A 12,630-nucleotide genomic window follows, 5' to 3' on the forward strand; every position below is an offset into this window, starting at 1 on the left:
CCGCAGCGCGATCCCGGAGAATGAGAACGAGTAGGAGAACGATGAACGATCTCAGCCCTCCGCCCTCCGCTTTCTGTCCTCGGTTCTCTGTCTTCCGTCCTCCGTCCTCCGATGTCCTCCCTCGCCCCTGCCCTGCTCGACCACGTGCTCACGATGCTCGAAGACGTGCCCGTCGGCCTGCTCCTGCTCGACGCGCAGTGCCAGCCGCTCTGGTTTAACGAGGAAGCCGCCCGCGCTTGCGCCGTCTGGAATCACGGCGAGCGCCACGCCGCCGCGCTGCGCGCCCGCTCGGCCTTCAAGGTGCCGCCCGTCCTCGCCGAAGCCTGCGTGGAACTGCGCGACGATCCGACCGCCGAACCGGTGAAGGTCGTCTCCGATAACGCCCGCGGCCTCCACGCGCGGATCAAGCTCCAGCAGGCGCGCGCCGTCGACGCCGGCCACGCCTTCCACATCCAGCTCGACTACCGCCGCCCGCGCGGCGACCGGCATCGTCCGCTCTCGCCGGGCGCCGTCGCGTTGCTCGCGCGCCTCTCCGAGCGTGAGCGCGAGGTCGCCATGCGCGTGCGCGAGGGCCTGCGCACCGCCGAGATCGCCGCCGAGCTGCGCCGCAGCCCGCTCACGATCAAGACGCAGCTCGCCGCCATCTTCACCAAACTCGGCGTGCGCGGCCGCACCCGCGTCGCCGCGCTGCTGAATCGCTGAGCCGCGCTACTCTCCGCCGTCGTCGATCGCGACGAGCAGGGCGAGAGCGGCCAAGACGACCAACGCGATCACACTGCGGCCTCCCTTGAGCGCCCGTCCGCCGACCGCGTCTCCGCCCGTCCCACGCACGCGGCGCATCGAACGACAGACGGAGTGAAACTGCCAGGGCGGCTCATTGGACGGCGCAGGCGCGCCGCTTCAAGAGACGATTCGGAACGCGCCCACCCGCCATCAGCGCGAAGATTTTTCCGCAGTCAAAAATCCCACTGCACGCCCGCGCTGGGCAAAAGCGGCAGGGATTTCTGCGGCGTGCGCGTGATGCGGAACGTCGTGCCGGCGCCCTCGATGCGAGCGTCGTAGCGGAAGACGTTGCCGGCGCTGTAGACGTTGAAGAGGTCGATGAACGCGCGCACCGTCGCGCTCGGACCGCGCCAGATGCGCGTGACGCGCAGATCGAGGCGGTGGTAGCCGGGCAACCGCGCGCCGAGCGGCGCGAGCAGGCGCGGCGTGAAAAGCGTGCCGCCGTTGTTGAGCGACGCGGTGTCGTAGATGAAATCCGTCGTCGGCCAGCCGGAGCGGTATTGCCACGCGGCGGAGAAATCCCAGCGCGCGTTCGGCGACCACGTGCCGTCCAGCGTGAGGGTGTGGCGCTGGTCGCGCGCGACCGGCCGCCAGCGCCCGCCCAGCTCCTCCTCGGCGCGCGTCCAAGCGTAGCTGGCCGACCAGCGCAGACGCGGCCCGGTGCCGCGCAGGCTCGCTTCTGCGCCTTGCGCACGGCCGGCGGTGGGCGCTAGGCGCACGCGATCGTATTCCAGTTCACCGGCGAGGCGAAGCGGGTTGACGAGATTCTCCCAATGCGCGAGCGGATCGGCCACGCGGCGTTGGAAAATCTCCGCGCGCGCCACGAGACCGGGCCGCAGCACGCGATCGAGGCCGAGCACGACGTGCGTCGCGCGTTCGCCAGTCTGGAACGTCGTCTCGCCATCGCGCACCGGCAGGTCGTGCAAGCCCTGCGCCTGCCGGTAGACGCCCCACGCCGCGCGCAGCGTGGTGGCGCCGTAGTGCGCGGCGAGGTTGACGCGCGGGCTGAGCCCGCCGCCGCCGGTCCAGCTCTGGCGGTCCTGGCGCAATCCCGTCTCGGCCACCACGTGTTCGCCGAGACGTTGGCGCCACGCGGCGTAGATTCCGAACGAGCGCCCGTCGGCGTCGCGCGCCAGATCGCGCGTGGCGCGGTCGACGACGGCCACGCCGTTCACGGCGCGGAGCGAATCAACGGTGCTGTCGTAGCGATAGGTGGCGCTGCTGCGCGCCGCCTCAAAGCCGGCCCGGAACAACGTTCCGGCGCCGGACTCGATGGTCCAGTCCTGCCGCAATGTGAATTGGTCGAGTCGGCGTTGGTCGTCGAGGTTGTGCAGGAGATTCGAACCCGAGGCGCCGGAAGTCGGCCGCGTGGAGCGGTTCCAAGCCAGGGCCGCGACGCCCAACGCGGTGTCGGCCGACACGCCGGCGCCGAACCGCGCCTGCCAACGCAGCCACGCGTAGTCGTCGCGATAGTGGCTCGCGAGCATCGTGGAGTCGTTCGGATTGAGGTAGCGGAGGCGATCGCGGGAACTCAACACGCTCACGGCGAGCGTGTGGTTGGCGTCGAGGTCGTATTCGACCTTGGCGAACGCATCGTGGTAGCGTGGCGTCAGCTCCTCGGCATTGGCGATCTCGAGCGAGACGTCGGGATAGCCGAGCCGCACGCTGGCGAGCCACGCCCCGCGTCCGTCGGCGAAGGTGCCGCGGCTCGTGCCGCGCGCGCCCATGAGACTCAAACCGAGCGCCGTGCGCGGACGGGACGCGACGGGCCGGTCGGTTTCCAACAGCATCACGCCGGCGAGGCGGTCGCCGTATTCGGAGGTGAAGCCGCCGGTGATCAGATCGAGGCGCGAGACCGTTTCGAGATCGATGACGGAAAGCGCGCCGCCGAGATCCTTGAGGTGGAAGGGCTCGATGAGCGTGTTGCCATCGAGGCGCGTGAGGATCTTGTCGTTCGCCGCGCCGCGCACCCAGAACTTGGCGGAGAAATCCGAGCCGGAGAGCCCGGGCACGCGCGCGATGGCGCGAAACACGTCCTCGCCGAGCTGCGGCAGCCGCGCGATCTCGTCGTGGGTGAACGTCGCGGCGCGCGGCGCGAGGTCCTCGGAGATGCCGAAGCGGCTCGGCGTCACGACGTAGTCCGCCAGCTTCACCGGCTCCGGATCGATGACCTCCCGCGCGGCCGCCACACCTGCGAGGCGCGTGGCGCGCGCGACCGTCGGCGCGGGCGCGGTGCGATCGGCCACGATGTAAAATTTCCCCTCGGACGACACACGCGCCGCGTAACCCGTGCCCACCAGCAGCCGCACGAGCGCGTCGGCGGGCTCGAATTCGCCGTGGAGCACGGGCGAGCGCGCATGTTTCAAATCCGAATACACGAACAGCAACTCGATGCTGGTCTGCCGCGACAGCGCGATGAGTGCGTGCGCGGTGGACTGCGCGGGGATGTCGAGCCGCACGGGCGTGCCGCGCGCGGCGAGGACCAGCGCGGCGGTGGCGACGAGACTCGCGGACCAGCGAGCGAGAGAGCGGCGGCTCATTGGCGAGGCACGGGAGCCGCGATGCGGACGACGTCACCATCGCGCGCGACGCGGAGCGGGTGTCCGTCGAGATTTTCCAGGCGTTTCAGAAACCCCTCGAGGTCCGCGATCGGATACGCGCCACCGAGTTCGATCTCGGCGACGGCGTCGGCGACCTCGATCTTCACGCCGTGGTAGTGCGCGACGCGCGCGGCGGCCTCGCGCAGGTGCGTGCCGCTGAAGATGACGCGGCCCTGCAACCACGCGACGGCGTCCTGCAACTGCTCGAGCGGGAGCTTGCGCAGATCGGGCACGCCGGCGCGCAGCACGAGCTGGTCGCCGGGCGCGAGCTTGCGCGACGCGCCGCCCGGGCCGGAGACGAGCACGGAGCCTTCGAGCACGGTGACTTCCACGGTGTCGGCGGCTTCGAGGCGGACGTTGAACTTCGTGCCCGTGACACGCACCTCGCCGGCCGTGGTCTCGACGACGAACGGCCGCGCGGCGTCCTTGGCCACGGCGAAGAACGCTTCGCCCTCGGCAAGCCGCACGCGTCGCTCGTCGGCAGTGAAGGCGGCAGTGAGCGTCGTGCGGGCGTTGAGGTCGACTTGGGAGCCGTCGGCGAGCGCGTGCGCGGCGTGCTGTCCGGCGGCGGTGGCGAGTGGCGACGGCGCGATTGCGGAAGGGTGCGGGGAGAAAAACACGAACGCGAGGGCGAGCGCGGCGGCGACGAGCGCGCCGCCCGTCAGCCACGCGCGGCGAGGCGCGGCGAGCGGTGCGGCCGGCAGCTCGACACGGCCGAGCGCGGCGAGTTGGGGAAGCACGCGCTCCGCGTCGCGCGAGAGGCGCACATAGTCGGTGAGCGCGGCGCGGTGCCGCGAATCGGCGGAGAGCCAGGCGGCGAGTTCGCGGCGCTCGTCCGCGGTGAGCGCGCGACCGGCGAGGCGGCCGGCCCAGAGCGCGGCTTGCTCGTCCAACGCGGCGAAGGGATCGGCGTGGTCCGGCGGGTTCATGGGCGGGTGTCCTCCTCGGCGGCGAGCGCGGCGCGGACGAGGCGCAGCGCGCGGGCGTGCTGTTTTTCCACCGTGCTCACGGCGATGCCGAGGCGAGCGGCAATCTGCGCGTGGGTGAGGTGTTCGACGGTGTTGAGAGTGAAAACCGCGCGGCAGCCGGGCGGGAGCGCGGCCACGGCGCGCTCGAAGCGCTCGAATTCGAGGCGCGCGGCCACGGCGTCGCGCACGTCGGGCGCGGCGGCGGCGTGCGCATCGAGTTGCACCGGCTCGACGCCGTCGATGGGCGCGAGGTTGCGGCGGCGGATGTGGTCGATGACGAGCCGGCGCGCGGTGACAAAGAGGAAGGCTTTCGGGCGGCGCACGGTGTTGCCGCGCATCGCCGGGTAGAGGCGCACGAAGGAGTCCTGCGCCACGTCCTCCGCGCGAGCGGCGTCGCCGCCGAGCAGGCGCGTGAGGTAGCGCCGCAGCGGCGCCACCGTGGCGCGGTAGAAACCCGCGAAGTCCTTCGGGTCGTCGGGCGAATCCGGCATGGCGAGAGCGGGAAACATGCGGGCGGGCGGCGGAACGGGCGAGGAAAACCGCGACGGCGCGGCGCCGGAAGCGGCGCGCGCCGGGGAAGCGGGAAGCGTGTTCGGACGGGGACTCAAAAGACGAAGCGCAGCGTCCACGCGTAGCGTTGGTAGTCGCCGCCGCCGGCGACGGCGGCGTGCGTGAGCGAGAGGCCCGCGCTCCAGTGCCGGGCGAAACGCCAGTCAAGGCCGAGGCCGTAGCGCCACTCGCGTTCGTCGAAGTCCGAGACGCGGGCGTGGTCCACGCGCGGTGTGAGCACGAGCGAGGCGCTCACGGGCACCTCCAAACCGGCGCCGAACTGGATCGCCGTGCCGGTTTCCTTCACGCGAAACACCTTTTGCGTCGCACGGCCGAGGCCGAGGTCGACGAAAGGTTGCGCCACGCTCCAATGCCCGCCGTGAACGACGCCGCGAAAGAGAGTTTCCTCGCGCTTCACGAGCGGAAGGATGGCCGGACCGTGCACGCTGACGCGCTGGTGATTGATCCCGACATCGAGCCACGAGGAAAGCGCGGCGAACGCCTCGAGCGAGACTCCCTGCGCCGTGGAATCGAGCGGCGCGGCGTCTTGAAGCCGATACCAGTCAATGGCGATTCCGACGCGGGATTGGCCGAGCAGGCCGCGCGTGGGCGCGTCGGCAACGGGCGCGCCGTCGGCGGCAAAAGCGCGGAGCGCGAGGAGAATGCCGGCGAAACCGGCGAGACAAAGGAAACGAAGGGAGCGGATGGGCATGGCGATGGTGGTTGCGCGACCGTCGGGCAGAGCGTCCGGCCAGTAGCGTCACTGGACGGGACGAACGGGACCGGCGCACCCGCCATCCGCCGTGAAATTTTTCCGCCGGCCCGGCGCAGACAGCCTCCCGCCAGCCCGGCATTGCATCCCGCACCGATTCTGCCTTTCTCCCGCGCATGAGTTCCGCCGCGTCCTCCCCGCCGCACTCGAAAACCTTCGGCCAGTGGCTCCGCCATGAGTTCCTCCGCGAACTGCGGCGTGGCGCCGTGCTCCTCGTGGTCGGCCTCGCCGTCGTGTTCGCCGCCGACAAGTTTTCGGCCGACTTCGGCCCGGCGTGGAGCCGTCTCAACTACCGGCTCACCAACGTCGCCCTCGAGCAACACCCCGCCGCGCTGCGCGAAGCCTTCGCCGACCGGCTGTCGCAGACCCAATACGGCTGGAACATCTTTTCCTGGGCTGAGCCTTTCAACGTCACCGCCGCCCGCGCACGCCTGCGCGCGGAATTCCCCGACTTCGCCGGCCTCGACGCGCAAGGACGCGCGGTGCCGATGCGCGGCTCCTCGCGTCACCAGAGCGACGCCGCCCAACAGCAGGCGCGCGCCGACGCCTACCGCGAACGCTACACGGCCATCGAGTCGCACCGCTTCGGCCGCCTCTATCCGGAAGACTCGCCGTTCGAAATGCCAGGCGCGACCGTGCGGCTCGGCCGCCTCGTCACGAAAATCCTCGGTGCGCCCGACGCCGCGATCCATCTTTTCCGCCGCACCCACGAAGCCGGGAACGTCAGTTTCCTGCTCTTCTGCCTCACGTTCGCCGTCGCCGCCGCGGCGCTGTGGACCTCGCCTCGCCCCGCCCGGCATTGGCTGAAGCTCCTGCTCTGCCCGTTCCTCGCCAGCACGCTCGCATGGGGCGTGATCCTGTTCATGTCGATCGGCGCCGCGCTCTTCGGCAGCTTCACTCCGAACACCTCCGCGCTCGCCGTTTTCGCCGGCATCCCGCTCCTCTACTTCGCCGCGAAGATCCCGCTCCGCCTGCTCGAGCAACTCCAGCTCAAGCCCAAGCCGTGGGACGGCGTGGAACGCCGCCGCGGCCCCCGCGCGCCCGTCGCCTGAGATTCGGAGGACTGAATACGGAGGACTGAGAACCGAGGACCGGGAACGCTCGCGGCGGCGCGCACGTTCCCCGTCGGCTCGCCGCTCTCAGTCGCCAATCTTCGATCCTCCGTCTTCCGTCCTCGGTCCTCAGTCCTCAGTCTTCCGGCGCACTTTCCTCCTTTCGGACTACCGCTTTCCGGTGGTCTCAAAAGCGATAGTGAGTAACTGGTGTGGCAACCAAACCACCCCATGACCCCCACGCCTTCCACGACCGATCACCCCGAAACCCCGACGCAGGACGGCAGCGATCCGCGCTGCATCCCGCACAAACTCGTCAAGCCACTCCCCATCGGCGCCGAGTGCAAATACCCGAACTACTCCACCGAGGAACAGGACGTCTGGCGCACCCTCTACGCGCGCATGGAGACGCTGCTCCCGGGCCGCGCCGCCGACGAATACCTAACCGGGCTCCGCGCGCTCGACCTCGAGCACGACCGCATCCCCGCCCTCGCCGACGTCTCGCGCAAACTCGAGAAAATCACCGGCTGGCGCATCGCGCGCACGCCGGGCCTGCTCGACGCCCACGACTTCTTCACTTACCTCGCCAACCGCGTTTTCCCTTCCACCGACTACATCCGCGCGCGGAGCGAGCTCGACTACACGCCCGCACCCGACTGTTTCCACGACATCTTCGGCCACACGCCGATGATCGTGCATCCGCGCTTCGCGGACTTTTATCAAAAAATCGGCCAAGCCGCGCTGAACTGCAAAGACGCCGCCACCGAGGAAGGCCTCACGCGCATCTACTGGTTCACGGTCGAGTTCGGCCTGATCAAAAACCCGTCCGGCCTGCGCATCTACGGCAACGGCATCATCTCCTCGTCGGGCGAGACACAACACTGCCTCACCGACAAGGTGACGAAAATCCCCTACACGCCCGAGCGCCTCGCGCAACAGGCCTACGACATCTGGCATTTCCAGAATCCGCTCTTCGTCATCGATTCGTTCGACCAGCTCGAAAACGAATTCGTCCGCTGGTCGAAGGAGCGCGGCCTGCTCTGACGCCGCGCCGGCGCGCCGGCGAATGTTCCTATTAAGCAACTTTCGCCCGCGACCCGCGCGGGCACCCACCGTCACGCCGGCGGATAATCGCGCCATAGATCCAGCAGCACGCCGTTCGTCCAGCCGAAGCCGTGCTGCGACACGTATTCGCCGCCCGACGGCGGGCGCTCGGGCTCGACCACGTCGTATTTTTCCAGCAGCAGCCCCGTGCGGCGGAAGGTCGCGACGTTCACGTCGATCCAGCGGCGCGCGATCTCGGCGGCGAGCGCCGTGTGACCGTGCTGCTCGAGCCCGCGGACCGCGAGCCACTGCAGCGGCGCCCAGCCGTTGGGCGAGTCCCATTGCTCGCCCGTGCGACGCAACGTCGTGACGAGCCCGCCGGCGCGGAGAAAATCCGTCCGCAAACGACGCGCCACCGCCTCCGCCTGACCGAGCGTCGCGAGTCCGCAGAACAGCGGCAGCACGCCGGCGAGCGAGAGACAGGTGCCGGGCCGGCCGGTGTCCAGATCGTGATCGCAAAAAAACTCCGCCTCGGCCGACCAGCAGTGCCGCACGATCGCTTGATGCCGCGCGCGCGCCGCAGCCTCGAGACGGCGATGCCCGTCCCAGTCGCCCGCCGCCGCGTGGGCGCGCGCGAGTGTGGTTTCCAATTTCCACAGGAAGCAGTTCAGATCGACCGGCACGATCCGCGTCGTGCGGATCGTCTCGAGCCCGCCGCCCTCGGCCAGCCAGCGGCTGCTGAAGTCCCAGCCGCTCTCCGCCGCCGACCGGAGATCCCGGAACAACTCCTCGCGCGGCCGGTTCGCCCGCGCCGCCAGCGCTTCGTCGCGACGGAACGCCTCCGGACGCGGCAGCTCGAGCTGGTCCCAGTAGCGATTGAGCACCGCGCCGCCGGGCAGCTCGACCACGTGGCGCGTCGGCGCCGCGCGATCCATCCAATAGTCGTGTTCCGCCGCCAGCGCCGCGCGATACGGCACGAGCGCGGACGGCGGCTGACCCGCCGTCACGAGTTCCACCATCATCGCCAGCAACGGCGGCTGCGAGCGGCTGAGGTAATAGCTGCGGTTGCCGTTCGGGACGTGGCCGTGGCGCGCGATGAGGTGGACGAAGTTCGCCACCATGTGCCGGATCAACGCCCGGCCCGGCGCGCTCTCGCGCAGCCCCAGCATCGTGAAGTAGCTGTCCCAATAATAGATTTCGCGAAAACGTCCGCCCGGCACCACGTAGGGCTCGGGCAACGGCAGCAGCGTCGAGCCGCGCTCGGCCACATCGCCTTCACGACGCAACACGGTCCAGAGCTGGCGGATCGCGTCGCGGATGTCGCCGGGCGCGGCCGCGGCCGCGATGGCGGCCGTTTCCGGCGGCAGGCGAAAATTTTCGCCGATGAACCGCCGGAGGCGTTCCACCTCGGACCCGCCGGTTGCGCGCGCGGCATAGGCGTCCGCGATCTCGCGCCACGGCCGCAGCGGCACGCTGTCGACGAACACCTTGTCGTCGTCGAAGACCGCGCCGAGCTGCACGTCGCGGAAGAGCGGATCTAGTTCGAAAATCTCCATGGCCTCACGCCGCTTTCGCGCGCCGCATCCAGCCGATCACTCCGAGGCACACCGCCATCAAACCGAGCGGCACGAGCGACAGATAGAACGCCGTCTGGCCGCCGTAGGATTGAAACACGCGCCCCGTCACCAGCGAACCGCTCGTGCCGCCGAGCGCCGAAGCGATGACGATCACGCCCGCCATCGCCGCGTGGCGCGCGGGCGGGAGCGAGCTGAGCACGAGCGAATTCAGCGTCGGATAAATCGGCGCGAGGAACACGCCAATGAGCGGGAAGACGAACGCCGCCAGCGGCGCCGTGCGCCAGCCGTCGATCGGACCGTGCGTCGCACCGGCCAGCGGCAGCGCGACGAGCACGAGCGCCGCCGCGCCAGCGAGGCATACGGCGAGCACCCAACCCCACGGCACGCGCGACAAAAGCCAGCCAGCGGCAAAGCGCCCGAGCGCCGTCGAACCGGCGAGGATGCCCGCCATCTGCACGCTCAGCACCGCCGGCAGATGCAGCACCGTGTGGTTGAAAGTCGGCAACCAGCTCATGATCGCCTGCTCGGTGAGCACGTAGATGAAAACGCTGAGCGCGAACACGAGCACCAGTGGCGAGAGCGCGAGGGCGAACATGTCGCGCAGGCCGCCGCCCGCCGCCGCGCCGGCGTGGGCGCGCGACTCGTCCACCGGCACGGTCCAGAGCAGCGCCGCCGCCGCGAAAGCGACCGCCGCGAGCACGAAGTAAACACGGAACCACGCCGTCGAGGCCGGCACCGCGTCGTCCACGAACGCGCCGAAGAGGAAATACGCCGCGAGCACGCCGAGCATGAAGCACGACTCGAGGAAACTCATCAGGCTCGCGTGCTCCTTCGCGTCGTCGGTCACGAGGCCGAGCGTGGCGAAGACCGATACCTTCATCACGCCGAAGCACACGCCGGTGGCCACGAACAGCAGCTTGGTCGCCCAGAAGCTGGCGAGAAACGGCATCGCGACGCACATCGCGCCGATGGCGACGAGCGCGGCGAGCATCGCGCGCTTGTAGCCGATGCGCAGCAGCCACGCCGCGACGAAGAACGAGGTCGCGGCGATGCTCAGGTCCTTGCACGCCTCGAGCACGCTCGCGCTCGACGGACTGACGCCGAAGTTGCGCTGCACCTGGAAAATCACCGTGCCCACGCTGTTCAGGAGGCTGGCGAAGAGAAAATAGTTGAGGAACAGCGAGAGCTTGAGGCGGAAATGCTTCATGGGGTCGGAGCGGCGTCGGTCGAGGGGCGAACAGCGAGGTAAACGGTGCTCCAGAGTTGCGCGGCGTTGGATTCGTCGGCGTGCGAATGAGCGAGTCCGTAGGGCACGAACGCCGCGCGGCCGTCGCGCGGCTCCCAACTCCACAACTCGCCCGTGCTGCGCGCCTGCATCGCCGTGATGGCGCGCCAGAGTCGCGTCTCGGCGGCGAGCAGCGCGCGGCGCGTGGCGTCGGGCAAATCGCCGCGCGCCAGCTGCCGGCGCAGGCCGGCGGCGAGCAACGCCTGCTGCCACGACCACACGACGGTGCCGTGGTAGGCGTCGCGCGTGAATTTCGCGCGCAGCGGCGCGGCGGCCCACACGGGATTCGCGACCACGACGCCGACGTCCGTCAACAAGCCGGCGGGAAACGGACGCAGCAGCAGCTCGGCGGTTTGTGCGACCTGCGCGGGCGCGGGTTCGCCGAAGAGCCACGCGAATCCCTCGTCGCTGTGCATCACCGGCACGGCCGCGCCGGCGGCGTCGAGCGCGAGCGCGTGGTATTCCACCGGCGCGGAGACGCTCGCGAGCGCGGCCGTCGTGTCGAGTCCCTGCACGGCGGCGTAGTCGGCCACGGCGGCGCGGGCCGCGTCGCGCGGGACGACGCAGCGGAAGAGTTTCTCGGCGCTGCGCCATGCAGCGGCGGAGGCGGCGGCTTGCGCGGCGGGTGCGGCGGCTTCGCCGAGCCAGCCGCTGCGGTAGAAACGCTCGGCGGCGTGGAGCGCGGCGGGCACGAGCGCGGCATTGATGTCGTAGGCGTAGCGGCCGCCGCCGAGACCGTCGTCGGAATCGCGCCAGTTGCCGACGGGGATGCCGGGCTTGAGCGCGACGAGATGGGTTGCACGCGGATCGGCCGCGAAGGGCGCGGCGGCGCTCAGCACGGCATCGAGATTGCGGCGGAGCAACGCGGCGTAGGTCACGCCAGCGGGCGAGCGGCGCGCGAGAAAATCCGGCGCGCGTCGAACGCCGTCGGGCGTGTCGAGCAGGTAGGCGGCGAGCGTGGGTGCGAGGAGGAAGTCGCCATCGACCATCTTGTAGTCGAGCTCGGGCGCGCGGGTGTCGGCCGGCGGCGCAGCGAGCGTGCGGTTGTGGAGCGCGGCGTATTCGCCGATGCCCTCCTCGTGCGCGACTTCGCCGGACGGGCCGAGCCGGTCGAGCACGGAGGCGAAGGCCGATTCGACGACTTCGGGCTGGAGCACGGGCAGCAGCAGGCGCGTGGTGAGGAGCGTGTCGCGCCCGAAATAGGTGAGGAAGCGCCACGAGCCCGCGGCGAATTTTTCGCGGAAGGCGAGGAATTCGAACACGTCCTGATCGCGCGGGCGCGGCGCGACGCCGGGACGGAAAAGTTCTTCGCGGCGGAACGGCGTGAGCGGCGGCTCGTCGGTGAGCGCGGTGAGGCGCAGGTCGATGCGGCCGTCCGGGCCGGCTTCGAGCACGACGCCGTCATCGGTCACCGTGACGCGCGTGCCGGACTCGCCGGCGAGGGTGAGTTGCTGATGCGTGCGACCGTCGATGCTCGCGCGCTGATAACGCAATTCGGCGCCGGGCGCGCGTTGCGCGACGAGTTCGGCGGGAATCTCGCGTGCGCCGCGCCAGATGAATTCGCGGAGCGAGCGGATGTTCGCCAGCAGGACGTGACGAACGACGAGGCGCGGGGCATCGCTGCGCAGGTGAGCGATGACGCCGCGGAGTCCGTCGGCCGGTTGCGTCGGCTCGAGTTCCGTGCCGGGCGTGAGCGTGAGCGACGCCGCAGCGGAGCCGGCGTCGAACCAGAGACCGGCTCCGGTGTTGCCGGCGGGAAAAGCGACGATCACGCGCGGCGCGGGGCCGGGCGTGAGCACGAGGTGCGCAGCGACCGGGCCGGCGCGCAGGAAATGATTTTGCGTGAGCCCGTCCGCCACGGCGAAGCGCAGCGGAGGAGCCACGGAGACCGGCGCAGCACCTGAAAGCGCAGCGCCGGCCAGTAGGAACGTCGCCGCGGCCACGCCGCGCCGCCCGAGGAGTCGACCCCCTAAGATCGACGGCTCGAAGGAACGGCGGGG

10 protein-coding genes are annotated in these 12,630 nt (G+C 70.2%); 3 read left to right on the forward strand and 7 right to left on the reverse strand.

All coding sequences use genetic code 11. The features are described from left to right. The first annotated feature begins 111 nt into the window (after positions 1-111). Positions 112-702, forward strand: coding sequence for a helix-turn-helix transcriptional regulator (locus tag HZA32_07745; GenBank protein ID MBI5423966.1), 591 nt, complete (start codon positions 112-114; stop codon positions 700-702). Positions 703-956: 254 nt separating this feature from the next. Here the strand turns inward: HZA32_07745 and HZA32_07750 are convergent, their stop codons facing one another. The 4 genes from HZA32_07750 to HZA32_07765 all read right to left on the reverse strand — a co-directional run bounded on the left by HZA32_07750 (position 957) and on the right by HZA32_07765 (position 5,612). Then, on the reverse strand, positions 957-3,323 hold the full coding sequence (locus tag HZA32_07750) for a TonB-dependent receptor (GenBank protein MBI5423967.1): 2,367 nt from the start codon (positions 3,321-3,323) through the stop codon (positions 957-959). Further along, on the reverse strand, positions 3,320-4,312 hold the full coding sequence (locus HZA32_07755) for a FecR domain-containing protein (protein ID MBI5423968.1): 993 nt from the start codon (positions 4,310-4,312) through the stop codon (positions 3,320-3,322). Before HZA32_07755 ends, HZA32_07750 begins: the two co-directional genes overlap by 4 nt. Continuing rightward, complete coding sequence (locus HZA32_07760) at positions 4,309-4,860, reverse strand: RNA polymerase sigma factor (GenBank protein ID MBI5423969.1); 552 nt, start codon at positions 4,858-4,860, stop codon at positions 4,309-4,311. Before HZA32_07760 ends, HZA32_07755 begins: the two co-directional genes overlap by 4 nt. 95 nt (positions 4,861-4,955) lie before the next feature. Further along, the gene (locus HZA32_07765) at positions 4,956-5,612 is read right to left on the reverse strand and encodes a hypothetical protein (protein ID MBI5423970.1); all 657 of its coding nucleotides are present in this window, start codon (positions 5,610-5,612) and stop codon (positions 4,956-4,958) included. Between the two features lie 176 nt (positions 5,613-5,788). Between HZA32_07765 and HZA32_07770 the strand changes: the two genes are divergently transcribed. Together HZA32_07770 and HZA32_07775 are read left to right on the forward strand one after the other, a co-directional pair. Further along, positions 5,789-6,724 (forward strand): hypothetical protein, encoded by a 936-nt coding sequence (locus HZA32_07770; protein MBI5423971.1) that lies wholly within the window; start codon positions 5,789-5,791, stop codon positions 6,722-6,724. A 231-nt stretch (positions 6,725-6,955) separates the two neighbouring features. After that, positions 6,956-7,768: a phenylalanine 4-monooxygenase gene (locus HZA32_07775; protein ID MBI5423972.1), complete on the forward strand. Its 813-nt coding sequence runs from the start codon at positions 6,956-6,958 to the stop codon at positions 7,766-7,768. A 71-nt stretch (positions 7,769-7,839) separates the two neighbouring features. Here HZA32_07775 and HZA32_07780 read toward each other — a convergent pair whose 3' ends face one another. Genes HZA32_07780 through HZA32_07790 form a run of 3 tightly spaced genes read right to left on the reverse strand, consistent with a single transcriptional unit; the run spans position 7,840 to position 12,606 of the window. Continuing rightward, positions 7,840-9,324 carry a hypothetical protein gene (locus tag HZA32_07780; GenBank protein MBI5423973.1) on the reverse strand — a complete coding sequence of 495 codons (1,485 nt, stop codon included), beginning with the start codon at positions 9,322-9,324 and terminating at the stop codon, positions 7,840-7,842. 4 nt (positions 9,325-9,328) lie between these two features. Beyond that, positions 9,329-10,552 carry an MFS transporter gene (locus HZA32_07785; protein MBI5423974.1) on the reverse strand — a complete coding sequence of 408 codons (1,224 nt, stop codon included), beginning with the start codon at positions 10,550-10,552 and terminating at the stop codon, positions 9,329-9,331. Next, the gene (locus HZA32_07790; protein ID MBI5423975.1) at positions 10,549-12,606 is read right to left on the reverse strand and encodes a hypothetical protein; all 2,058 of its coding nucleotides are present in this window, start codon (positions 12,604-12,606) and stop codon (positions 10,549-10,551) included. The genes HZA32_07785 and HZA32_07790 overlap by 4 nt, the downstream gene beginning before the upstream one ends. Positions 12,607-12,630 lie beyond the last annotated feature (24 nt).

This window comes from Opitutia bacterium, from assembly GCA_016217545.1.
GTDB lineage: Bacteria > Verrucomicrobiota > Verrucomicrobiia > Opitutales > Opitutaceae > Didemnitutus.